Origin of the sequence: Pseudoalteromonas sp. Angola-4, assembly GCF_028599265.1 — a bacterium.
In the GTDB taxonomy this organism is placed as follows: Bacteria; Pseudomonadota; Gammaproteobacteria; order Enterobacterales; family Alteromonadaceae; genus Pseudoalteromonas; species Pseudoalteromonas atlantica.
Genome location: NZ_JAQREK010000004.1, coordinates 62,720 through 87,112, shown reverse-complemented (window position 1 = coordinate 87,112; position 24,393 = coordinate 62,720). Strand labels below are relative to the sequence as shown.

The following is a 24,393-nucleotide window of genomic DNA, read 5'->3' as shown; positions in this document are numbered from 1 at the left end:
CCTTTAAAAACTATAATTTATACCCGCGTAGTAGCGCCTACCTGAGTAACTTGAACTTAATAAACGCGCATCGCTATCATTACCTAAACGCGTAACAGTTTCCGATTTAGTTAAGTTAATAACAGAGGCTGTTAAACTTAAGCCATCAGATATATTAATGGCGGCATTTACATCAACTTGCTCGTAAGGGTCTTGGTATACATTTAAACCGCTGTTTAAGCCAAGTACTGTTTCGCCGCGTTTATTGTACGACGCGCGAAGAGTAAAGTACTCGCCTTCGTAATAAGCAGAGGTGTTGTACTGGTATTTAGCGCTTCCAATTAATGGCGATTGGCCAAATTCTTCACCATTTACACTTACATCGGCTTTATTGGTTTTGTTATAGGTGTAATTAGCATAAAAACCAAAACCACCTGCAAATGCATGTTGAATAAATACTTCGGCCCCTTTTGATACCGCATCAGTGCCATTACCCACTGTGCTGTATGGCGCAACGGTAATGAAACCGCTCTCTACTATATTTTCTTTGCCTGCAAACTCTTGCTGCATATCTATTACCAGCGGCACAACAAAGTTATCAACCTTTTTATGAAACAGCGCTAACCCTAATGCAGAGCCCTCGGCGTAATAATATTCAATAGATAAATCGGCCTGCACTGATTCAAAAGGTTTTAAATTTTTATTACCGCCACTGCCACTAAAGCCCGCAAGCTCGTTGAATGCGGCTCTGTCTTCTGCCCATTCATTTGATACAAACGTGATACGCTGCTGAGAGCCTAAATCGCTGTAATCTGGTCGCGCCATCACTTTAGCAATAGCGCCTCTAATCACTAAATCGTCGGTGGCATCCCACGCTATGTTAAAGCTTGGTAGAATTTGTGTGTCGGTGTTTTTTTGTGTAACCAACTGATAGTCTTCTACAAAACGCGCATCGCCAGTTACCGGCTCGCCTGTTTCATCATTGGTGTGATCAAGTTGATAAGTATATAAATCGGTAGAAGAGGTTAAGGTTTTAGTTTGTACTACGCGCACACCTAAATTACCTCTTACTTCACTAAATTCAAAATCGCCTTGAATGTAAAACGCTGATATTTTTTCTTCAATATCGTATACAAAGTTATCTTCTATGCGGGTATAAGGCGTGTAGTTGTCGGTTACTAAATCTCGGTATTTATCCCAATCTATGCTGGGCATTTGGTTTATATTAAACCCGCCAACTATATTGGTTTGATTAATAAACACATCCTCGGCAAGTGGCATACCGCCATTCCATTGGTAGCTATCAAATTGCGTTATACCTTGCTCGCTCGCTTCACCTGCAGCAATATCAAAGTTAGGATCTAAAAAAAACGTATTACCGGTCTCGCGGTGTAAATTGGCATGGCGATATTTAGCCCCGGTTCTAATCGTTTTTAAAAGCCCCCAATCAACATAAAAGTCGATGTCGGCTTGATAATAATCCTCTTCGAGTTCGCTGCGCACAAAGCTTGAATTTGACGAACCAGCATCACGCCCGCCGCCCAAGCCACTTTGCAAGTTAGCTAATGTGTTGGGATCAATACTCAGCGATACATTATTTTCATTTAAAGACCACGCAGCGCTTTGCGATGCGTTTTGAATAACGGTTTCGTTTTCACCGGCGTTTGAGCTTTTATAAGCGGCTTCCCAGCTTTCTTCAGGGCCGCCCTCAGATTGAGTGTTACCAATAACAAACCGCGCTTTAAAGCTATCGCCTTCATAGGTTAAATTAAAATCGATAGTATCGGAGGTAGACTCTTCTCGTACATAACTGCCACGCATCCACGGAAATTGCATATCGTTTTCAACACCGCTAGCACTGGCATTGTATTGCATACCCGTTGCAATGGTGCCTGTTTCATCCAAGTTTACTACGGTTAAAAAATCAGGATTGAGTGACCACTCGGGGATATCAATGACTGATTCGGTTCGGTCTTGTCCGAGTGCAAAACCAAAGTAGTTAAACCCTAGTTCTAAACGATTAGTTGGGCGCCATTGTGTACTAAATTGAATACCTTCACGCTCACGTTTTTCATTAAGCACAGAGCCACGTACAACTTGCGGAAACCACACGCCATCATAACGATTACCGCTGGCATCACTTATCGTATCCCAACCGTTATTGTTATCAACGGCATTTCCATTAATATCAGTCGGTTGACCGCCACCAGTGTAACGCCATACATTTGCATCGGTGCTGCCTGTTAAAGTGCGATTAGTACGCTCTTGATAGGTATAACCCACTAATACACCAAAGGTGTCGTCCTCATTTTTCCACGAATATAAGCCACTAAATTGCGGCTCGTACTCTTTTGTCACATCGGCGTAAGTAGATTCAACGTTAAATACACCTGAGTTTGCCTCCATGCTTAAAGGCTTGCGGCTATGCATTAATACTGTGCCGCCCACGCCGCCTTCATCTAAACGCGCTTCTGGCGATTTATACACTTCTACGCTCTCTATCATGGCAGATGGCAGTAAAGTGTAATCGAACGAGCGTGAAGGCTCCCCAGGTGATGAGGCTATAAAATTGCCATTAAGCTGAGTAAATGTGAGCTCAGATGATAAACCACGAATACTCACCGATGCCCCTTCTCCGCCATCGCGTTCAATAACAACGCCAGGTACTCGCTGCAACGAATCCGCTACATTTTTATCAGGAAATTTGCCAATATCTTCGGCAGTAATTGCATCCACCACAGAGCCAGACATACGCTTAACATCTAAGTTCTCGGCCATGCTTGAGCGTATACCCCGTACCTCAATTACTTCCATATTTTTTTTAAGCAGTGTTTTAGCGTTTTGTGAGGCAGCATCATCAGCTAAGCTAAACGGGCTTGAGGTAATAAGTAATGCGCAAAATAAAGATTTGTATACTTTAGATAAAGGGTAATGACGTAGGCAATTAATCATTTTTTACAGCTATTCCATTTACATTGCTTAGGCTAAGCAAATCAGTGATCCATTAGCGTATTGCAGTACGTAATGGCAAATTGCTGCAAAGTTTACATGGCGAAACTTAATGTATTGTTAACGCCTGGCTTAATTTAGTCTCAACTGTGGTTAAAAAATAACTCACACCTCACTATTTATTCTTATTAGGGTTTATACGCCCGTTTTTAAGCTATTTAATGCTACCTAAGGTGAAAATAACCCCTTGTTATAAAAATATTACCCGCCGCTTTACTTCACCTAAACTCTGGTTAAGAGACTTACTAACAAATTAAATTACAGTGATAGTTAAATTTATTTTCTCTAGCCAGAGATAGGTTTATTACCCACAGTTCAAATTACTTAATATGTGCCGGTACGCATTCTTGTTAAAGCAAAAAACCGCTTTCGCGGTTTTATTTTATGCTTGTTGTTTTAACGTATTTACTCAATCAGTTATTAGAGTTTAATTGGCTGGTAAATTGCCCTACCGCATTTACCACTTTTTGGGCTCCATCTTGAATTTCTGCCATAACCTCACCCGACTCTTTAGAAAGCGCTAAACCTTGCTCTGCTTTTTCTTTGCCTTGTTCAATAACCGCTACCGTACTTTGGGTTTGTGACTGATTACGCTGTACCACTTCCACAATTTCTTCTGTTGCTTTTGATGTTCTTGACGCTAAATGCCTTACTTCATCAGCAACCACAGCAAACCCGCGCCCTTGCTCTCCTGCACGCGCAGCCTCTATTGCAGCATTGAGTGCAAGTAAGTTGGTTTGCTCGGCAATACTACTTATGCTTTGCACTATGCTGGCTATTTGTTGAGATTGTTGATCCAGTGCCGAAATTTCGTTAGCCGCTTGCTCCATATTTACAGCCAGCTCGTTCATAACAGATACGGTTTCTTGTAATACGCAGCTGCCACGCTCTGCGGTTTTATCTGTTTCTGTAGAGGTGCCATAGGCTATTTCGGCTGCTTGCGAAATAGCAATTTCACGGTTTACTTGCTCAGTAATTACGGTGGCAAATTTCATTACCTTATAAAGCTGATCCGCATCATTTGATATAGGGTTGTAGGTGGCTTCTAACCAAATTACATTGCCATATTTATCTATACGTTTAAACCTGTCGGCAATAAATTGGCCCTGCCTAAGCTTGCTCCAAAACTGTTGGTATTCAGCCGAATTAGCTTCTTCGGTTTGACAGAATACCCGGTGATGCTGGCCAATTATTTCTGATTCATTGTACCCCATGGCTGACAAAAACTGATCGTTTGCCGTTAATACATGCCCCTGTAAATCAAACTCAATCACAGCCATAGAGCGATAAATCGCTTTTATTGTGTCGCTTTGTTCACGAGAGGTTGTAATGGTTTTAGTAAGTACAGTGCCAAACACCGAAAAATACAATAATTGATTTTGCTCACCCACCACTGGGTGCACAATTAATCTTAGCCACTCTGCATTACCATCTTGGCGAACAAATTCAATAGCCCCACTCCAGTGGCCTTCTTTTTGGAATGCTTTTTCAAGCTCTTCGTATTCAGGTGATAACCGCGACTGTTCAGCAATAAAATCGCCTAGCTGATTATTTGTTAAATTATCTTCGTTATAACCTAATGCGTTTAAAAAGTTATCGTTAGCATGCGAAATTCGCCCATCATAAAGTACATTAAGTACCAGCATTTCTTTGTAAAGCCCATCCCACACTTGCTCTAAAGGGTACAACTGAGCTTTTAAAGCGGCTATTTCGTTTTGCTTACCTTTTGAAAAAAACATTAATTTCCCTACCAAAAAACACTAAATCAAGTTACTTCCAGTATAGGAGGTATTAATGATAACGCGATAATTAATAAGTAGTTTAAGCTAATTTTTTGCTAAATTTGTAAGCATATGTTCCTTTTTATGTGTTCAGCCTTCACTTTCAACTAGGTTTACATACTTTTGTGCGAGCTGCTCAAATGACTCCCTATTTAAAGGATCGCTTTTAATGCAATTAATAGGACACACTATGACACACGTTGGTTTATCGTAATGCCCCACACATTCAGTGCACTTATCTGGGTCTATTTGGTAGATTTCTTCTCCCATAAAAATCGCGCTGTTGGGGCACTCATCTACACATACATCGCAATTAATGCACTTGTTATTTATAAGTAAAGCCACTTTGTAGCCCTTTCAATTAAAATCATTTTAAAACAATAAGTTAAGAAAATAAAAAGTATTTACAGGCTATTTTTTAAGCCGTATTAGTTTAATAAAAAACCACTGTTTTTTATTAAATCGTAGCACACATTCGTAGCACATAATTTTGCTTTTAGATGTGAGCCTCAACCGCACATTATGCCTTTTTTTCTTTGTTGCCTTGTTGATTTAAGTCAATAGAAATCGCCGTAAGGCTTTTATTTCTTTAGGTTTTATCAAAATGAAAAAATCAATATCAACGCTTACAAAAGCCCAATACACAAAAGCTAAACTAGAATGGAAACAGCTAAAGTCGCCTTTTTCTATGCATAATATAAATCGGTGTGCTACGCTGGCCAAAAAAATCATACTTTATGAAGAGGAATGTGATTTAAAACAAGGAGTTAAAACAAAGCGCACTAGGCGGTTGTCAAAATATGACGCGCAACACCACATTCGACTAATTTTTTCCAAATCTGGTAATGTCATTTACTATTCTAACTTTCCTAAAGCCTCTGACATAGCAAATACAAAGTTAGGTGAAACGCCCGAATTAACAATAACAAAAGCATGTAAGCTTACTGCTCAAATGCAGGAGGGAGTTTTAAACAACCACACTGTTAAAACAGTTTTTAATGCTTACGAGAAAAGCCTAATTGAGCGCCATAACACTGCGCCGACAAAGTTTGCAGCGTCATCTCTTAAAACATACCAATGCATGTTGAAAAAACTCAGGCAACATTTTCCGCTTAATCAATCATTTAAATCACTTACAGCGGGCGAGTTAGAAAAGATTATTGATCGCATTATTGTGGCAGAGTCAAATACTCAGGCAATCGTACTTTTTGCACAAATTAGGAGGGTATGGAAATTTGCCAAAAACAAATTTAACTCTGGTAAAAATCCAGCAACTGACATTGATGACTTTTATGTATCTGACCGAGTAGAAAGCCCTAGACCTTGCCAAGCATATACTGATCTCGATTCGATAGCTGAATTATGGATTAACCTAGCATCAGCACCGAATATACATCAAAAGAACGCTGCTCGATTTATGATTTTAACAGGCATACGCCCGATCAACATTCCGCAGATGAAATGGGAGTGGCTCAATAGTATCGATTTCCCTACGTTAATTACCTTTCCAGCATCCGTTGTTGGTGTGCGTGGCGAAATGAAAAACCAAAAAGAATACAAGTTGCCATTAACCAAAGCGATGCGTGCGATTATTTTGGAACAAAGAGCATGGATGGAAAATGCGCTTCCTAACTGTAATCCTACTCATATATTTCTTCAGCCACGAGACGTTAGGAAGCCATTTGCAAAAAGATCGTTAGATAAGGTGATAAAAGATTATTCTCCCGTTGATGCAGTAAAAGGTGATCAAAGAAACATTGTAATGAAAGGATCTGCTGGAGCCTTTTGCACAATGTGTCGAAGCTTTTTTAAATCCAACACAAAAGCGATTATGGTTGATAACGGCTACCATTTTAGGCATGCAGAAGAATTAACCCGACTAGCGCTTCATCACCTAAGAAAAAACGATGATCCGAATGGGCTTAACTATGATAGGTCTGAAGAGTTATTTGGAACCTCTACAAAATTAAAATTTAATGTTTTTAAAATTCATGAAGTAAGTATTTTGAAAAGAGCGAAGGAGCTTGAAAGCCAAAAAATGAGACTTACCGGCATGCAAAGTAATCAAGCTAAAAATCTTAAAGAAAATAACGTAAAAAAAGCCCTGAGAGATAGAATTAAAGCTTATTTAGTTTACAAAGGTAGTTATGTAAATTTCATCAACCAACCACTTGGAGACACAGGAAGGACAACAAAAGATTTGATCTTAACCGAAGAAGGAAGAGCTGTCGTTGAGAGATATTTAAATGACCAAGAGGCCAAAGCAAAAAATAATTAAAAAAAGTTTAATTTCGACTTACCAAAGTTTTTGTAAAAAAAACTAATTTCATATCATTGCCTTATTAGAGCGAGACCTCATCAGTTATTTGATGATTTTAACTTTTTTAAGGTTTTTATATTAATGGCAATATCAGTATTAAATTCAGTAAAACCATGTGAGGTCACGATTAAAAGTCGTGACCTTTGCATGGCTGAATTTAATGCATTTAAGCCACCCTACTCTAACGAGGCAATGGAAGAGCTAGCCAGTCTTGCGACTATTATATTGGCGCAAGAAAAAGGAAAAAGACTTTCAAAATATCAACTTAAAGATCAAATAAGAATTGTCTTCCAGCATGATGGCATTATTAAATTTTTTACTCATTTTAAAAAAGAACATGGCATAAAAAACACAAAGATTGGTGATTCTAATGATATGAGTTTTTCAGCAGCAAAATTAAAAGCGGCCGAAATATACAAAAAGAACACCTCTAATTACACATTTGAATTTGTAGTGAGTAAACAAATAGAAAACTTACAGTCAATAAATAAACATAGCCCTAGCAAGTTAGCTGAAACCACAGTAACAACATACACCTCTTACCTTAATGCAATTCAAAATGCCTTTGGTAAAAATACATTATTTCAAACTATTACGCCTGAGATAATAGAATCAACGCTTGACCAACTACTAACAGAGAAAAGTGGTCCGCATGTGGCTAAGTTATTCGAGCAAATGAAAAAACTGTGGGTGTTCGCAAAAAATAAATATAATAACGGCACTAATCCATTTCTAGAAATAGACAATAATTATATATCGTCTCGAGCTTCGAAGCCTATTGCTTGTAAGGCATATACTGATATATCTTTAATTTCTCAGCTATACATAGGCCTAAAAGCAGCTAAAAATAATACATTAATAAATGCCGTACTACTGATGATGTTTACTGGGCTAAGGCCCATAAATATTTGTAACCTGCGTCTGTCGTATATAGATGATTTAAATAATCCTAAATTTTTAACGTTTCCTGAAACAACCCATACCACTCGCGGTGCTATGAAAAACCAAAAAGAGTTTAAAATACAACTCACATCCGAGATGAAAAAAGCAATACAGCAAGAGTTAAAATTAAACCCAGACATAAACCGCACCTATTTATTCTGCAAGGTTAAAAGCGGCTCAAACCCCATAAGTAAAGAGAGTTTAAACCGAGCTCTTAAATATCATGCACCAAAAAACATGGTGGCGGCCCCGCGAGATAATATAAATATAAAAGGCTCAGCCGGAGCATTTCCAACACTGCTTCGCAGCTTCTTAAAATCGCATATGAAAGAAGTGCTGACTAAAAAAATTGGGTCATCAACAATTGCTGAAATTGAGTCTAAAAAAATGCTTCATCACTCTGTTTCAGATCACGATCCGATGAGTAAACATTATGACCACTCGAATAAAATATATAACACTGATATTAAAGCACTTTATAAAAACTTTTCCCTCTTTGAGAAGGAAGTACTTAAAGAAGTAAAAATACAGGCTAAGTTAAAAAACAAAACGACACAAAAATCATTTTTTAAATTTGATAATTCAAATACATTTATCGCCAACGTCAAAAGCACAATAAATGCATATTCAACTATCTGGAGTAATATAATCCAGCAAACCCAAAAGCTTAAAAAGAGCCGCCCTTTGCAAATATTAGAGTAGCGCTTACATATTGCTATACAGCGTTGTCGTTATTTACAAACCTATAAAGAGCTTTTACTAGGTGGTGCAGATTGATTTCTTATAAAAGCAGGGATGTCAAAAATATCAGATGGCTTTGGCTTAGTGGCGACTACTTTAGAGCTTGACTCACTTTTAGTGTCATCAAGTACCATTTTAGAACTCGCGCCCGTAGCAATAACCAGTAGCTCATAATTGGTTGCTAAGGTTTCTATTTTTGAAACACCACAAATAACTAACGCGTTTGGGCTTACCTGCTGACGTACTGTATCGGTAATGAGGTTATAACTACCCAGTGAAATTTCATCTTTGCAATTTACTTGTATTATTACCCCTGTACTTGATGACATATCGACCTGATTAACCAGCGGATTATTGAGTGCACTATCAAGTGCAGTAGTAAGCTCGCTTTCTTCATCGCATTTACCAACACCTAGTACTGCATCGCCCTGGCAATCCATAATTTTCGCAAAATCATTTAAATCAACGTTTATTAAACCTTGAAAGCACAGCATATCGATTAATGATTTTATTAGTGAGTGTAGTATTTGGTTTGAGTGTTTAAACGCATCAAATAAGCCAATATCAATACCTAGCACTTCAATAAGTTGATCGTTTGGGAGAGTAATAACAGCATTAGCATGCTCTTTAAGCTCATTTAAACCTGCTTGCGCTATATTGCTTCTAAACTGCCCTTCACTACTAAATGGCAATGTAGCAACAAATATAATGGGCTTACCTTGCTCACTAGCAAGTTGAGCAATATAAGGGCTAGCGCCAGTCCCAGTACCGCCACCCAACCCTGTTGCACACAGAATTATATCGCAGCCATTAATAAGCGTTAAAAGCTGCTCTTTACTCTCTTCTGCCGCTTGTAGCCCAACTTTAGGATCGGCCCCTGCACCATACCCATGTGTTAGCTCTGCACCTATCAGTACTGCTTCATCACTTTGCGTATGCTCAAGTACCACTTTGTCGGTATTAACGCTGTACAAATGCGCCTGCTCAGACTCGCGCTGTTCAAAAATACTGTTCAGCGTATTACAGCCACACCCACCAATGCCAAATACACCGATTGATAAACCATCATTTTGTTGAATTAATTGAAACATAACTACTCCTTAACTTTTAAAGGAGCATAGCAAACAGGTACGTCAATTTTTGACGCACCCAAACTAGTTGGAGTTATTTATAAATGTTAGCGGCCGCTTTAAGCTTGCTAATAATTCTTTGCCGCAGCTTTTCAGGTTTAATAACCTCGAGCCAATGAGCACATTTAAATAACTCATCGGTTAATTGCTCGGTATCAATAGTTTGGTAGGTAACTAATACACTTTTTTCATCAATATGTTGCTTATCAGTCAGCTCACCAAGCTCAATAAACCCCTGATTAACTGCCGAATGGCTGGGTACTTTTACAATTAACTCAATCGCTTCTTGCGACTTGCCTTTGTTAATCGCACTACGCAGCGACTCTAACTGCTCAGTACTTGGCTCTCGTCGTGTCTTTTGCAAAATGTGTACATTACGAATACGGTAAACCGGCATTTGATAGCATTTATCGTGAAGCGACCCCACCATAAACTGCGCCATTAAAACACCGCCTTGTTCAACTAAGCTATAAAAGCTTAATTCAGCAAACTTTAACCAATGCGCTTCATCATAAAGCACCCTATAAAGCTCAGCACTCACAGCACGTTTATACTGAATCGCATGCTCAATTTTCGCAACTAACTGAGTATCAATATTCACTTTTAACGAAGGCTTAGGAAGGGTTGCAAGCCAATTAGGCACATGACCATTAAAACGTTTAAGAGCCTGCTCTGCTTTAATGTGAACTGAGCGTTTAACATCGCTCGGTACAGATTGCGGTAGTAACTGCTCTAGCAGCAAATAATGCTCTGCAACTTCGCTGCTCATTACTTTTGCGTTACCACCTCTCCATTGCGCATTGATTGACCAACCATAGGGTTTACTGCGCGTGTCTTTTTCAAGACCGAAGCACCCTTGCTCGTATAGTGATTGTAGGTCTCGCTGGAGCATACGGCTGGAAAGATCCAATCCACTTTTCGATAAAGCAATTTGTAGTTCACTCACTGAAGTACTTTTAGGACTTGAAGGTATAAAATCTAAAATTGAATTATGTCGGGCAGTGTTCATAGTTTAAGTTTCATGCAGTTATTAACTTGAGCCTAAGCCTTTTGAGTTCATTTTAACATTTTTATATATTCATTTTTTAAGTACTCGTCTACTGCATCATGGTCTATATGACCACTCTTGTGCCAAGCAAGTACTTCTTTATAAGCTAAGTTACCAAAGCGAACCCAACCAATAATATTAGTCCTCAATAAAAACTGCACTATTTCACCACCAGATTTTATCGCGGCATCTCCAGCATCAATTAAGCATAAAGAGCCATGAGCAACTAGGAGCATTCGCCTAAGCTCTGGCTCAATAGCCCTAGGTATACAATTTTTCCAAGGCTCTTTATGATAAAAACGTTTCTTTATTACCCACATAATTCTAGTTAATAGCTCGGTAACAAGAACTGGGATAGCCATAGCCAAACCATGTCGAAAATCGTAGCCTTTTTCAAAAACCTTTGTAGCAATAGTTGCAAAAGTTTGCTTATCCTTACCAAACTCGCCAACATCAATTAATAACAGCAAATTATAAAATGGGATTGGTATACCAGAACCACGATTTCCCTTAGCAATTGAAGTATTAGAGCCAGCCATATCTGAAAAAAGGTGCCCTAACCAATTTACAAATCCACAAAATATTTTTGCGATGGTTGTATGACCTTTAAGTTCAAAGCTTTCAGTTTCAATTGTTATTAATTTTCCATTTGATACAAAACTTGATGTACTAGTAAACTGATTATAGATTGAAAAAAACAAACCAATAAGATCAGGTGAATGCCCAAGACTTTTTAAATGGTGGTTTGTTGGAGTTAGATTTTCTACAGCTCCTCCTGTACCTGATTTACCTTTTTTGTTGGTGCTGGTTTGGTCATAGTTTATACCAAATTTATTTTCCAAAAACTGGACAGCCTGACTACTCATCCACGTTTCTTTATCAAGTGGAGGTTTATTTTTAACTTCACATCTATCAAGGTATTTTTGGTAACCTTGGGATTCCTTATTTTGACGTTCAAAACCAAATGCTTCAGCAAACTTTTCCATAGCCCCTTTAGTGCCATTATCAGTAACTTTACCTAAAAGCCCTTCACCAGGGGCGCCAACTAAAAAAACATCAATAAGGCCGCCTATAACACCGCATGTTCCTGCTATTAAATAATCATACTTATCGCAGTTGGCATTTTTATGAGTAAACTCATCTTTTATTCGTTTTTCTATATTCACTTTCTGAGATAAAGAAAGCAGCTGATTATAGGGATCTGATGTTAAGTCAATATCATGCTCACCAGCATACTTATTGATTGAATAAATATATTCATTCCAATCAGTATCATCATCTATATCAATTGTAGATAACATTTGTATTGGATTATTCTTTTGCAGCACAATGCCATTCGTATCAGCAATATAAGCGTCTAAGGTAGAGTCTACGTTTTGCTTTCGCTCATCAAAAACTATACCCGATTCATTCAATAGATCACTCATGCTCTCCAGCATGCTGTCTAAGTTTGCATCTGAGTTATTTTGATCAATTAATAAAGAATCTAAAACAGCATCTATTTCTGTTATTTTTGCATCCGCATTGTCTAGCTGATGCTTTTGCACCAGCATGACAGAGGCTTTTTCGTCTTTATTTATCATTAAGAAAAAAGACCTGACACTTTACCTTTGATAACGTCAACTGCATTAAAATAGCCGATATTTTCAAATATTTTCGCAAGCTTATCTAGCTGAGATGTTGGTATATCATTCTTCAAACTATAAACTTTACTAATTTTTTCATTGCCATCAACTACCTTACTAACATCCTTCTCAATATAAAAAGACATTACCACGGTGTAAATTTGTTGTTTTGTAGGCTCTTTTGTTAGAGATTTTAACTTACCGTGATCTAATTCATTTGGACAACGCATTTTAATACAGTTGTTCTGAGTACGATTAGATTTTTCGTTTAACACATCGGCAGCGCCTGACAATGCTGTCATCATTTTCATAAGTTTTTGTATCTTTGCATCTTGTAAAGAATGATTTTTTAGAGCCTCATTTAATTTATTCGTTATAAAGTTTAAATCTCCTATTAATAACGATATTGTAGATTGAGTCTGTTTTATGACTTCATTGAGCATCAATTCGCGTCTTTTAAATTGATCAAGCTCATTTGCACCTGTTAAATGCTTTATGCCTTTATATGCACCAACACCTATTAATACAGCTATACCAATTCCAGTAGCCATGCTAGAAAACCCCAAAGCTCCTCCAAGACCAAGAGTAGCTAAACCAGAAGTTAAACCTGCTGCAGACATACCAATAACAGAACCAGATAAGTAAACAGCTGCCAATGGAACCCCTACGGCTCCTGCCTTAGCTGATAATTCTTTCATACCCTTAGTAAGTGCATCATCTGTGAAATCAGTTTTAAGCATATTAAAATCTAGTTTTATTGCATCAACGGCTAAATCTATTTCTTCATCGCTAACAGCAAAAAGCTTTTTATTATTGTTTAAAAAATCGAAGTTTTCGTACTTTCCATTATTAACACTCATGTAAGTACTAATAAGATCTTTAACCAATGAAATCCTAATAGATTTTATATGGCTAGGGGATGCCTCTTCATCTATAACGTTAAGTAACTGAGCAACTGATAAATGTGTATCAGTATTAGAAATATAGCCCCTAACTTCAAAACGAGACTCTGTTGTTAATTCTAAACGAGTCATTAAAAGCAATATTTCAGCAAACTCTTGATCGTCAACAACACCATCATCGGAAAAAGCCATGTTAATAACTATTTTTAAATAAGCTATTTTAAGTCTTTCAGACATCTCACTGAGAGTAATTAGCTGATCTTCTTCTTCAAAACTGTCTGTATTTTTTATTGCATCATTTAATATATTTGCTAATAGCTCATAGTTACAACTCAATAAACTGGTTAAATTAACACTTGAATTATCGGCTTTTACAAATTTTATACTTTCTGTGATTTTTTCTTTACCGTTACTTTTTTGTTCAACATCTTTTATGTACTCAACGGCCTTCAAGTCTGAAAATTTTATATAATACGGATCTTCAAACATATCCTTTATGGCTATTTTCTCACCAGTAATAGCAAAACCATCTTTCGCACTACCAAAGGCCGTATTATCAAAAATAGCGACTATTGAATTAATAACATCAACTAACCCCATCGATTTAGCCGCATTATTCAGCTTTTTTTCTGGAATATTTGGAGCTGTAAAGACATTTGAACTCACAGAGCCAATATTCTCTTTTATGTACATATTTATATTTTGCATATTAAATCCCTAGTTATGCGTTTTTTGAACTTGTTATCTCCGAGCTGATTCTCTTTAAGATAATCTGGAGTTCTTTTTGTTCCCATCATCTTATCCCTTATAAAAAATGATTTAGCAAATTCATCACAACCCAACTGTGTGCTGCATACTTTGCATCCAAGAGACCTTAAAAGCTGGATCGTTTGCAAATAATTTATAAAGTTCTAACTCATCTTTACGCCTAGCCAGCATTACCTCTTTCACCATTTTTTCGAATGCTAATTCACGGTTATGTGGATCAGGGTTGTTTTGGTATTTAGCTTCAAAGTCTGGATGTTGCTTTATACTTTGTGCAATATTTATGAACTTAACTTTCTGTTCTTCTGGCGTTGCACTCCAGCCTTGGAACCACTTTTCGTTAAAGTTTTTGATAATATCATCCAACGGATCTCGTTCTTCTTCACCACCATACGAACCACGAGGGTTAGGGTTTTGTGGTGCTAACTCAGTTTCATCATCATCGAGCCCAATACCATAATTCAACTTAACTCGTTGAAGACCATAAGAACTTAAATCAACTGACTCTAATAATTCATCAAGCGCTTCAGAGTCAGGGTCTTTAACAATAAGTTTCGGTATTAAGAATTTTAAAAACCAAAACAGTTTTTCCCATGCAACAATCTCATATGGCATGATTGAAGCCATCTGCCCGTAGATTTTCACGAATTGTTTAACTTTTACTTTGAAATCAACTTTATCTTCGTCTTCAAGCTCTAATTCATAATTAAAACGGTTCGCAGCGGTATCGATAATTGGGCTAAGCGTCTGAGCATCTTCATTATTAAAATAACGTTTAATAAAGTCTTCAACTTCATACCATTCATAAACGCCAACATCATCCATAGAGTCTTTCAACTCATGCAATACATTAATGTCAGTTGCTTCTGATAACGTTGTTGAAGTGTAGAATGGATCGAATGATGTTTTGATATCATCAACACTATTAAAGAAATCTAGCACGAACAGATCCTCTGTCTTTTTGCCAAACTTAGGAGCTGAGCGGTTTAGACGAGACAACGTTTGAACACAAAGAACACTCGCTAGCTTTTTATCAACGTACATTGCGCACAGTTTTGGCTGATCAAAGCCTGTTAAATACTTATTAGCAACGACCAGTAAGCGATACTCATCTGTATCAAATTTATCTTTGGTCTCAACTTCAGGGAAGCCGTTCATATCTGCTTCGGTATATTCAATACCGTCAACTTCTTTGGTTCCAGAAAATGCAATAACGGCTTTAAATGGATTGCCTTGTTGCTCAAGCTGTCTAGTTATCGCTTTGTAATAACGAATAGCTGTTTCAATATTTTGAGTAACAACCATGCCTTTAGCTTTACCTTTAAGCTTTTTGCTATTCACAACATGCGGTATGAAATGCTCAAGCATGATCTCAGCTTTGGTATCGATAGTTTGCTGACTAGTCTCTACGTAAGCTCGTAAACGTTTCTGAGCTTTCTTTGTATCGAACTCAGGGTTATCCTGAATTGACTTTTCAATTTCATAGTAACTTTTATAGGTGGTGTAATTCGCTATGACATCAAGAATAAAGCCTTCTTCAATTGCTTGTTTCATTGAATACAAGTGGAATGGTTTAAAACTGCCGTCTTCTTGTTGTTGTCCGAATTTCTCTAAGGTACTATTTTTAGGTGTCGCAGTGAATGCTAAGTAAGACGCATTACCTCGCATCTTTCTTGAACGCATGGCTTGAAGTACTTTATCTTGAGCATCCTCAGCCTCTTCTATTTCAGATTTACCCATAGCTCGGTTCATATTGTCATGCGCAGAGCCTGACTGAGAGCTATGCGCTTCATCAATAATCACCGCAAAACGTTTATCACTTAAATCACTGATACCATCAATGATAAATGGAAACTTCTGAATTGTAGTGATAATAATCTTCTTACCATTTTCAAGCGCTGACTTTAATTCTGATGATTTAAAAGCAGGAGCAACAATATTCTTAACTTCAGAAAACTCTTTAATATTATCTCTTAGCTGTTTGTCTAAAAGCCTTCTGTCCGTTACAACAATCACCGAATCAAATAACGGCTGCTCTATACCTCGGCTTCCCGGAACATTTGATAATTGTGGGTAAGTTTCAATAAGCTGATAAGCAGCCCAGGTAATAGAATTTGATTTACCTGAACCAGCTGAATGCTGTATCAAATAGGTTTGACCCACGCCATGCGTGGCGGCATGGTTTACTAACTTACGAACAACATCCATTTGATGATAACGAGGGAAGAAAAGCGTGCGCTTTTTGAGATCATCTTTGCTTGAGCCATCTAAGCGGACAAAATGCTGAATAATGTTAGCCAAACTTTCTTTGGTAAATACTTCTTCCCATAGATATGAAGTCTTATGACCAAACATATTTGGCGGATTACCTTGCCCATGCCCATTACCTTTGTTGAATGGCAGGAAGAAAGTACTTTTACCTGCAAGCTTGGTGGTCATATACACTTCATCGGTATCAACCGCCATATGAACTAAACACCGACCGAATTGCAGTAGAGGTTGAGTTATATCTCTATCATTCCGATACTGCTTTTGACCGTGATATCGCGCTGTTTGTCCTGTCCAAGCATTCTTAAGTTCTAAGGTTATCAATGGAATACCATTAATAAACAGCACCATATCTATTTCTTGAAGCGGATTAGCTTTTGAATAACGAAGCTGTCGAGTTGAGCTGAAAATATTTGCCGCAAAGTTCTGGTGAACTTTGTCGCTGCTACTTGCCAGTGGTGCTGGATACATTAAGTTCAAATGTGCATCATCAACACTCAAACCTTTTTTCAGTAAATGCAAGATGCCGTGTTTTTTGATTAGTCTGTCAAAACGTTCAAGTACTTTACGCTGCCAATCATTGGGACTATTACGCTTAAGTTTTTCTAGCTCTTCTTCTTGAGTATTTTCTAAAAACTGCCAGAAATAATTAGTATCTAACGCATAATGCATGTCAAAGTCAGTCGGCTGACCAAGCTTATAAAACTTGTTGCCAAAATCAGGCACAGCTTCTTGTACACCTGCTTTGATGTCTTCTAAGCATGTTCCTGTTAATGCTTTTTCTATTGCAGCTTCTAGCGCTTGTTCGTTTGTTTGACTAACCATCCCTATAAACTCTCCCTACTTTTAGAACAAAGCGTCCAATACAGCCGTTTGATGTTCTTGTTGTTGAATTCTATTTTTAATCTGATTAAGTTCTTGAGCTAACTGTTGGTCATCTAGCCCTGCACTAATTTCTTCCAATGCTTTTAGCTCATTTTTAAAAATATCTATTTGCCTTTTTCTTACTCCATTAAGCGCTGATAAATTTAGGACCCTTATAGTTTCCAAGGCTCTTTTTTTGTTTTGTACCGATAACCCTTGCTTTGCTTCAATCACGCCTGTATCTAAAAAGTTAAAAAACAATGCAGGATCATCCGTATCAGGCTTAATTAAATCATTGGCATTATAGGCCCCCGGACCTTGGCTGCCTTGACGATCTTTATAGTGACCACACGTATTACTAGTATGAGTACCGCAGCAACCAAATAAATTACTCCATGTAAAAGTCAAATGTTTATATGGAGTACTGCCATCTGGCTTTTGACCCTTATGAAAAAAATGTTCAATGTGCCCATTACCTTGATAAGTTGTTCTTTCGCAGAATGCGCAGAAATTTCCCTGCATAGTTTGAAAGTGTTGCCAAATTTGAGTTCGGCAAGCAGCACTAGGTCTTCTACTAGTCCATTTATGGGTTTGATAATTATAATTTGCCAGAGCAGCCGGAGCAGGTTGCGGTCTATTCAACTTTTTCATAGTTAATTAGTCTCTTTTCAACCTAGCCTTCATTTCGAATATTCTTACTTGGCTTTCACACTCAACTACTACAGGATGTTCGCTTCCGTAATGATTTTTTATCTTGGTAAATACGCCTTCTAAAGAAACTGTATCTCCGTTTTGTAAATACCTTGAAAAATCATTCAACCAAGCAGCTTCCTCAATGTTCTCAGGCGTTGAATTAGTCCCCATTATCCTCGCAAGAATATCTGCACTCGTCACACCTTTAGTCTGAAAAATTGGTGTTGATACTGTTAATTCACTATTGTCATCAAAGCAAATTTGGCGAATACAATTTTTGTCAACCGTTGACAGCACTTGTGCGCTATGTGTTGTCACAATAAACTGGATGTTCGGAAATGTTTCTTGAAGACCCAAGATTATTTCTTGTTGCCACTTGGGGTGAAGATGAAGCTCAATCTCATCAATTATGACAATACCATTGGCATGTAGTGAGTCTTCTAAATCAGGGTTTAGAGTCACTAATCTAAGTGCAAGGTCCCCTGCAAGAGCTACTAACGATTTCTGCCCCTGAGATAGTTGAGAAATATTTACAACATTGCCAAAATTTTCCACTAGAATTCTTTGATTACCTGTACTTCTATCGACATTTAAGTTTCGGACATCAGGTACGAGAGTTTCTACAGCGTGATTAACTTGTTTAAGTAATTTAGAATATTTTTCTGACTTACTACCAAGTAAATTTTCTAACTTCTCTTTCTCAGCGTTTAGTTCTTGAACCAATTCACTGTCAGCAGGAGGAGGATTTCCTTTGTGTAGCTTATCAATTAGCTTATTTAAGGAGTTTATTGTCAGTCGTGACTCTTTAATCTCTTGAGTCTCTTCTCCTTCAGCTAAATTAAACAACTCTATATATCTGCGTGAAAACTCTTCCAAATGGGTACTTGCATCCAAACTATCCTTAAGAGCATTAAAACGAGAATTAGCCACATCCAAAAATGTTTTATCTAAAGATATTTTGGGTAGAGAAACGCTTGATCTTTCAACCGAGTAAAAAGCAAAAAGGGGTAGTGATATATCCACCTTCTCAGCAATACTTCTATACATATCCCCCATTTGTTTCGATTGAGCTACAACCCCAGAAACGTTGCCTGAATAGCCAGAGACAGGTGTAGCTAGTGATATCTCTATTGGACTATTGACACCTAGTTCAAATTGCCCAATTAATTCAGAATAGTTGTTAGTAGCAACGTTAACATCTGACTCAAGAATTCTTTTACCATTGACATTACTTTTAACTAGATTTTGATTAAACCAACTTAGAGCTTTGGATAGTGATTCAGCAATACTTGTTTTACCTGCCCCGTTGTCCCCTATAATCACTGTCATTTGCTTATCAAATTGGATTTTTAGGTCTCTAAACCTTCGAAATTCATGCAGATTGATTGACTTAATGTTAAACGCTATTGATGGAAGCTGGTCAACAATCATGTCAAAATACGTTTGAGCCAACTCGTCATTGACAGCTTCAACATTCTTGCCTGATTTATAGTTTTCGTATAGCTGAAACATCGACAGCAAATTTCCTTTCGCTGCATTATTTTTTAGCGTTTTTATGGTTTTACTGTGAGTCTTATGCGGTTTATCCATGCTGTTCCTCAAATATTTGAGTGATCACTTCTGCTGAATACTTAGTTTCTAGTGACGTTATAAATTTAGGCTCTATATGTTTAGCAAAGGCTAATAAGCCTTTAAGATGAAAAACGTTTTCTTTGTCTAATTTATTTAATCCATACTGATGCACCAAGTGCTTGATATAGCGTTTCTTTTCTCGCCCAAGTGATAAATCACTTTCATTATCTATTATTATTCCCGTTACATGGCGATTGTGTGCTTTAGATGAGAAAGCCGTTTTTCTGCGATTGATAATTAGCGCACTTCCAAACAAAGTAGTTAGTGTCTCAGAAATGTATCTAGGCATATCAAATAACACATTCTTAGCGTTTGTCGAAAACGTTAAATCGTCAGCGTAGCGCGTATACTTAATTTCAAGCTTTTCACAATGTCGTGTGACTAACTCATCGAACTGGTACATAAAGAAATTAGATAGAAGAGGAGAACTTGGTGCACCTATACTTAAAACCAACTTGCCTGTCGATGACTTACTTGGAGACCAAAATAAAAGTCGCTCCATAAGAACCTTGTCATCATTATTGGGCATTTCATAGTGCTGTTGCCAAATCGTCCAGAATAGCTCGCTAGTAATAGAGTTAAAAAAGCTTTCTAAGTCTATCTTTAATAGGTATCTGTTTTTACAATGAAATTTGGCATTATCTTTTATGCTAAGCCTTTCTCTGTAAGCCATCGCAGCATCGTGAATATTCAATCGATATAAAGATATAAAAGCACGCTGGTATTCTTTTAATTCTCTCGAAGGTTGAGCAATAACTCGATGTCCCGAAGTGCGCTTGGGAATCGTGTAGACCTTATATTTTAATGGTGCACTAGCCAAAAAGCGGATCACTTCTGATTCACTCTTATTTAATTTAGTAGCTAGTTTATTTATCAATTCCATTCTTTAGTCCACAAACAAAAAAGCCCAAGAACAATGCTCTTGGGCTTTGCTCTTTACTAGAGGAAGCGATATGTTCGCAACCTTCATGAGGAACGAATGACGGTTGCGAACATATCGCAACCATAAAGTCGTTCAATAAATTAGAGTCTGGCTAAACACCCGACTAGACGAATTTCGTCCTAAGCTAAAGAGCCGAGTTAGTTTACATTATGATATAAATTACAACAACTCTCTCTTTCATATACTTTTAGTAATAGTGTTTAGTCAACAAATCAACCATCTCTTTTTGATGCTGCTTAATCTTGTCTTTGTCCCACTCACCATTTTCCTTCAACTCAAAAATTTGTTTTAACTTGAGTGAGTCATATACGGGTTTAGCTTTGAAGTCTTCCTGTTTTTTACCAACGGTTTGATTACTATAGGACGAGTTTTCACCCGGACTCAGTAACACAAGATTACCAAAAGCATTCAAATAGCTATCTTCTAGCCGCATATCGTATTCTTCATGTTGCGGGTGAACATGCTCAACAGAATTTTTTGAGCTAATACGGTATTTTTTGAATTTCTCATCTGCTCTATTTTGTTCATTTTTCCAGAGCACATATTCCAGCTTCTGAAACCAATAATGCTCAAACCCAGTGCCGTTGATTTGCTTTAAATAATCACTCATTTCATTTGAAGATCCAAAACTGCCTTCTGTTTTCGTAAGGTAGTTAAAACTTGCCTGCTTTTGGCTAAGTTCGGCATGGAACAAAGCGAGTGACATCTTATTATCAATATCTTCTAACTTAGCCAGTACTATATTTTTATCTTCCGTATTGTTTTTAACTAACCAGCCTAGAAAAGATGTAAGCCAATACTGAGCACTTCGTTCACCAGTGAAGTATCGAACACTTTGAAGTTGGCTTAGCTCTGTAATTTCTGTCGGTACTCGGTTTAATCTGCTTTGTGTCTTTGAGAAATTAACATTACTTAATCGTAAAACAGCCGTAGATTCTTCGGCTTTTTCTACCCACTTCACAACCCATTTATCAAATTGGTATCGCACTTGCCATAAGCAATCTAAAAACTTAATTACCTCAGCTTCAGAAGCATTTATTACAAACGATTCAAATGCTTGATTAAGGCGCTCACCATTAACACGGCTCTCAATGTCATCATTGCCTGATTGAGCGTTATAGATTCTAAATGCATGAATTAAAAGCAAAGGAAAACTAATTATAGAGCGGCAGAAAACCTCATCAGCGTCATCGCTACTACCTGTAGTACCCTTAGGTTCTGGTTTTTCTAAAAGAGACTCATCACTGATGATCTCCTCAAGCGTTAACCCTCTAACGCTCTCAGAGCCTTTATCGAAGCCATCTTGAGGCATGTTAATATCAACGAGCTTAAACTTTGTTTTGTCAAAACTAGCTAGATCTACATCTTGAATTTCTTTCCAGTTGGAAGCGGTAAACACACGCCTCACATTGCGCTCAAAGTAGTTATTTAGGTTTTCGCACACTTGCCACAAGCCATCATACTCATGACGGTTTTTGCTCAACTTACCTAATAATTTCGATTTTAAAATATCGGATTGCTCTAACTGCACACCACTGGTATTCATAGTCGCGAACAGTTTATTTAAATCGGTTCCAGCAGGAATAATGTTGTTAACCCAACGTACTTGCTGATAAAAGTACTTAGCAAAATTAATTAAATGCGCTTCACCTTTTTTACTGTCCTTACGTATTTCTTTAATAAAGCTCATTGCCGTATTTAACGCTTCAGCTAAATGTTTGGTGTATTCGTTCTTATGAATATCTTCATCAGAAGGTTTATGTGTAAACTCCAAATCAGTCCAAGAGCACAATAAACCTTGTACCATTTCTCTAATTGAAAACGTAACACGAGGAAAATGCGCTAATATCGCTACGTTTGAAAGCTCACACTCAACATTGGCTTTTTTAAATGCAATGGCAATCAGCATTAAGGTAGTCATACGTTGTTGCCCATCGATCAACTCAAAGCTTACTAATGCATCTTTGTTTGCTTGTTTCGGCAACTGGGAACAAAGTACAGTGCCAATATAATATTGGTGCTCATCTGCAATATATGCTTGCTCTATGTCTTGTAACAGCTTTAAAACGCCTTCACCACCCCACACATAGGGCCGCTGATAAGATGGGATTTCAAACACGATTTTATTTATTAATAAATCTTGTGGCGTTTGCACTTTTGTTTCGACCTGACTAACACAAGAAGCGTTGTTTGATACAGCTAAACTCATGCAACACACTCCTGTATAGCTTGTATATTAGCATCTTTTAGCTCAGCTAATTTATTCGCTATGCCTTGTTTTAAATCAGCATCAAAAGACTCAGCGATTTGATTACCAGTGCGCTCTGCTATAAATATGTTAAAAAACTTAGCATAACCTTTTAAGAATTTTTGTTTTACTCCATTAGAAGGCTTACCGTCTCTATCTGATATTCCAATATTATCGGGCGTTATATCTCGCTCAAAACTTTGCAACATTGAAACTAGCTGCTTGTGCTCATATGCCGTGGTTATCCAATCAAGTAACGGGTATTTATTAACAAATGAAGAAATAGAGTCTTCTCTAACTGTTTTTTCATTATAAAGTCGAATAGAAAAGACACATCGAGCTAACCAAAAGCTGGCTTCATTAAGGTGTTCTGTTCCAAATTCACTAACGTATAGCAAAATAGTAATATCAAATAATTCCGTTAAAAAATCGCTGTTATTTGCCTTTAACACCACCTCATTGTAAAACGAATAAAATGGCTCTAGATAAGGTTTAGACTGCTCAACCATCAAGGTGTGATACAGCTCATTAAAATAGGCTAAATAATTAACCGTATTGATACCTGCATTAAGGGGCTGCTTAGCTAAATAGCCATCAACAAGTTGCTGTGATATTGCTCCCGATAAGCTTTTTATTTGAGCACCTCGGCTATAGGCTAAATCTTCATTTTTGTAGCCCGTATTCTCGGCAAACTCTTTTACTATGGCTTTTTTAACAGCTTCAGGGGCTCGGTGAGAAGGTACATATTTAAAACCAAATGCCTGCCAGCGTCTTGCTTTTAGTAGCCGGTTAACCACACCATCTAAATAGTTAAATGACTCCCACTTTCTCGCAACGTTGTTTTGTATCTCACTGGGTATCGCACGTAAATGATGAGCTTTAATGACTTGTGGGCCAGATAATCTTACGCCCCCCGTATTTTGCGTTTCAAAAAAACGATAGGCCTCATCTTCAGATTGTGTGATCACAACCGTAAAGTTAATTTGGCTTAAATCGAGCGCTAACAACGACTCTGATAGCGGTTGTGCTGTTAGCCATTGATAGTTTTTAGCTATCCGCTCATGGCTACTTGGCGAACCATACTGCATATTTGGCAGAGAGTAACTGTTACCATTTTTTTCTGCAATTGCCATGCAAATCAACTGCAAGGTCGTGATGCGCTGTTGGCCATCAATAATATTTAAAATAGTTTCAGAGCCATTAGTAACCTGATGCAACACCACACTGCCTAAATAGAGTAAGGGTTTCGCAGGCTTACTTTGCGAATCAATGCTTTCAGTATTTACAGAAAAATAAGCCTTTAGGTCATCAAGTAAGGCTTCTACATCGCTAGGAGACCACTTATAAGGTCGCTGATATTCAGGAAGGTTTAATCGCGCCTTAAAGTCAGTTTGCGACTCTTTATCAACATCGATTACATCACCAGAGAATAACTGAGCAGCCGTTACACTGGTAACGGCAATGTCCATTGGATTATTTACTACTTCCTGTTGCATCGTCATC

General features: G+C 37.6%; 15 protein-coding genes. 2 read left to right on the top strand and 13 right to left on the bottom strand.

Annotation, left to right across the window (positions count from 1 at the left end; genetic code table 11):
• Positions 1–3 precede the first annotated feature (3 nt).
• From PSH48_RS07265 to PSH48_RS07255, 3 genes are all read right to left on the bottom strand, one after another.
• Positions 4–2,931 carry a TonB-dependent receptor gene (locus tag PSH48_RS07265; protein WP_273611246.1) on the bottom strand — a complete coding sequence of 976 codons (2,928 nt, stop codon included), beginning with the start codon at positions 2,929–2,931 and terminating at the stop codon, positions 4–6.
• A 470-nt stretch (positions 2,932–3,401) separates the two neighbouring features.
• Positions 3,402–4,727: a methyl-accepting chemotaxis protein gene (locus PSH48_RS07260; RefSeq protein WP_055255596.1), complete on the bottom strand. Its 1,326-nt coding sequence runs from the start codon at positions 4,725–4,727 to the stop codon at positions 3,402–3,404.
• Between the two features lie 132 nt (positions 4,728–4,859).
• Positions 4,860–5,114, bottom strand: a complete 255-nt coding sequence (locus PSH48_RS07255; RefSeq protein WP_273611245.1) for a YfhL family 4Fe-4S dicluster ferredoxin — start codon at positions 5,112–5,114, stop codon at positions 4,860–4,862.
• Between the two features lie 259 nt (positions 5,115–5,373).
• On the opposite strand from PSH48_RS07255, the gene PSH48_RS07250 reads away from it, so the two are divergent.
• Positions 5,374–7,047, top strand: coding sequence for a hypothetical protein (locus PSH48_RS07250; protein WP_273611244.1), 1,674 nt, complete (start codon positions 5,374–5,376; stop codon positions 7,045–7,047).
• A 123-nt stretch (positions 7,048–7,170) separates the two neighbouring features.
• A complete protein-coding gene (locus tag PSH48_RS07245) occupies positions 7,171–8,733 on the top strand; it encodes a tyrosine-type recombinase/integrase (protein ID WP_273611243.1) in 1,563 nt (520 codons plus the stop codon).
• Positions 8,734–8,774: 41 nt separating this feature from the next.
• Here PSH48_RS07245 and PSH48_RS07240 read toward each other — a convergent pair whose 3' ends face one another.
• The 10 genes from PSH48_RS07240 to PSH48_RS07195 all read right to left on the bottom strand — a co-directional run bounded on the left by PSH48_RS07240 (position 8,775) and on the right by PSH48_RS07195 (position 24,386).
• A complete protein-coding gene (locus tag PSH48_RS07240) occupies positions 8,775–9,863 on the bottom strand; it encodes a cell division protein FtsZ (RefSeq protein WP_273611242.1) in 1,089 nt (362 codons plus the stop codon).
• A 73-nt stretch (positions 9,864–9,936) separates the two neighbouring features.
• On the bottom strand, positions 9,937–10,848 hold the full coding sequence (locus PSH48_RS07235; protein WP_273611241.1) for a WYL domain-containing protein: 912 nt from the start codon (positions 10,846–10,848) through the stop codon (positions 9,937–9,939).
• A gap of 110 nt (positions 10,849–10,958) precedes the next feature.
• Complete coding sequence (locus tag PSH48_RS07230) at positions 10,959–12,533, bottom strand: hypothetical protein (protein WP_206013325.1); 1,575 nt, start codon at positions 12,531–12,533, stop codon at positions 10,959–10,961.
• Entirely contained in the window at positions 12,533–14,185 is a 1,653-nt protein-coding gene (locus PSH48_RS07225) for a hypothetical protein (RefSeq protein WP_165744499.1), read from the bottom strand. The genes PSH48_RS07230 and PSH48_RS07225 overlap by 1 nt, the downstream gene beginning before the upstream one ends.
• 123 nt (positions 14,186–14,308) lie before the next feature.
• On the bottom strand, positions 14,309–17,335 hold the full coding sequence (locus tag PSH48_RS07220; RefSeq protein ID WP_273611240.1) for a type I restriction endonuclease subunit R: 3,027 nt from the start codon (positions 17,333–17,335) through the stop codon (positions 14,309–14,311).
• Between the two features lie 21 nt (positions 17,336–17,356).
• Positions 17,357–18,025, bottom strand: coding sequence for a retron Ec78 anti-phage system effector HNH endonuclease PtuB (gene ptuB, locus PSH48_RS07215; protein ID WP_273611239.1), 669 nt, complete (start codon positions 18,023–18,025; stop codon positions 17,357–17,359).
• Positions 18,026–18,031: 6 nt separating this feature from the next.
• Positions 18,032–19,657: a retron Ec78 anti-phage system effector ATPase PtuA gene (gene ptuA / locus PSH48_RS07210; RefSeq protein ID WP_273611238.1), complete on the bottom strand. Its 1,626-nt coding sequence runs from the start codon at positions 19,655–19,657 to the stop codon at positions 18,032–18,034.
• Positions 19,650–20,582 carry a retron St85 family RNA-directed DNA polymerase gene (locus PSH48_RS07205; protein WP_273611237.1) on the bottom strand — a complete coding sequence of 311 codons (933 nt, stop codon included), beginning with the start codon at positions 20,580–20,582 and terminating at the stop codon, positions 19,650–19,652. The genes ptuA and PSH48_RS07205 overlap by 8 nt, the downstream gene beginning before the upstream one ends.
• A gap of 247 nt (positions 20,583–20,829) precedes the next feature.
• The gene (locus PSH48_RS07200) at positions 20,830–22,851 is read right to left on the bottom strand and encodes a DUF262 domain-containing protein (protein WP_273611236.1); all 2,022 of its coding nucleotides are present in this window, start codon (positions 22,849–22,851) and stop codon (positions 20,830–20,832) included.
• A complete protein-coding gene (locus PSH48_RS07195) occupies positions 22,848–24,386 on the bottom strand; it encodes a DUF262 domain-containing protein (protein ID WP_273611235.1) in 1,539 nt (512 codons plus the stop codon). The genes PSH48_RS07200 and PSH48_RS07195 overlap by 4 nt, the downstream gene beginning before the upstream one ends.
• Between the last annotated feature and the right edge of the window lie 7 nt (positions 24,387–24,393).

Coding starts and splice junctions, on each gene's coding strand:
- PSH48_RS07265 (WP_273611246.1), bottom strand. CDS start 2,931: ATGATTAATTGCCTACGTCATTACCCTTTATCTAAAGTATACAAATCT.
- PSH48_RS07260 (WP_055255596.1), bottom strand. CDS start 4,727: ATGTTTTTTTCAAAAGGTAAGCAAAACGAAATAGCCGCTTTAAAAGCT.
- PSH48_RS07250 (WP_273611244.1), top strand. CDS start 5,374: ATGAAAAAATCAATATCAACGCTTACAAAAGCCCAATACACAAAAGCT.
- PSH48_RS07245 (WP_273611243.1), top strand. CDS start 7,171: ATGGCAATATCAGTATTAAATTCAGTAAAACCATGTGAGGTCACGATT.
- PSH48_RS07240 (WP_273611242.1), bottom strand. CDS start 9,863: ATGTTTCAATTAATTCAACAAAATGATGGTTTATCAATCGGTGTATTT.
- PSH48_RS07230 (WP_206013325.1), bottom strand. CDS start 12,533: ATGATAAATAAAGACGAAAAAGCCTCTGTCATGCTGGTGCAAAAGCAT.
- PSH48_RS07225 (WP_165744499.1), bottom strand. CDS start 14,185: ATGCAAAATATAAATATGTACATAAAAGAGAATATTGGCTCTGTGAGT.
- PSH48_RS07220 (WP_273611240.1), bottom strand. CDS start 17,335: ATGGTTAGTCAAACAAACGAACAAGCGCTAGAAGCTGCAATAGAAAAA.
- ptuB (WP_273611239.1), bottom strand. CDS start 18,025: ATGAAAAAGTTGAATAGACCGCAACCTGCTCCGGCTGCTCTGGCAAAT.
- ptuA (WP_273611238.1), bottom strand. CDS start 19,657: ATGGATAAACCGCATAAGACTCACAGTAAAACCATAAAAACGCTAAAA.
- PSH48_RS07205 (WP_273611237.1), bottom strand. CDS start 20,582: ATGGAATTGATAAATAAACTAGCTACTAAATTAAATAAGAGTGAATCA.
- PSH48_RS07200 (WP_273611236.1), bottom strand. CDS start 22,851: ATGAGTTTAGCTGTATCAAACAACGCTTCTTGTGTTAGTCAGGTCGAA.
- PSH48_RS07195 (WP_273611235.1), bottom strand. CDS start 24,386: ATGCAACAGGAAGTAGTAAATAATCCAATGGACATTGCCGTTACCAGT.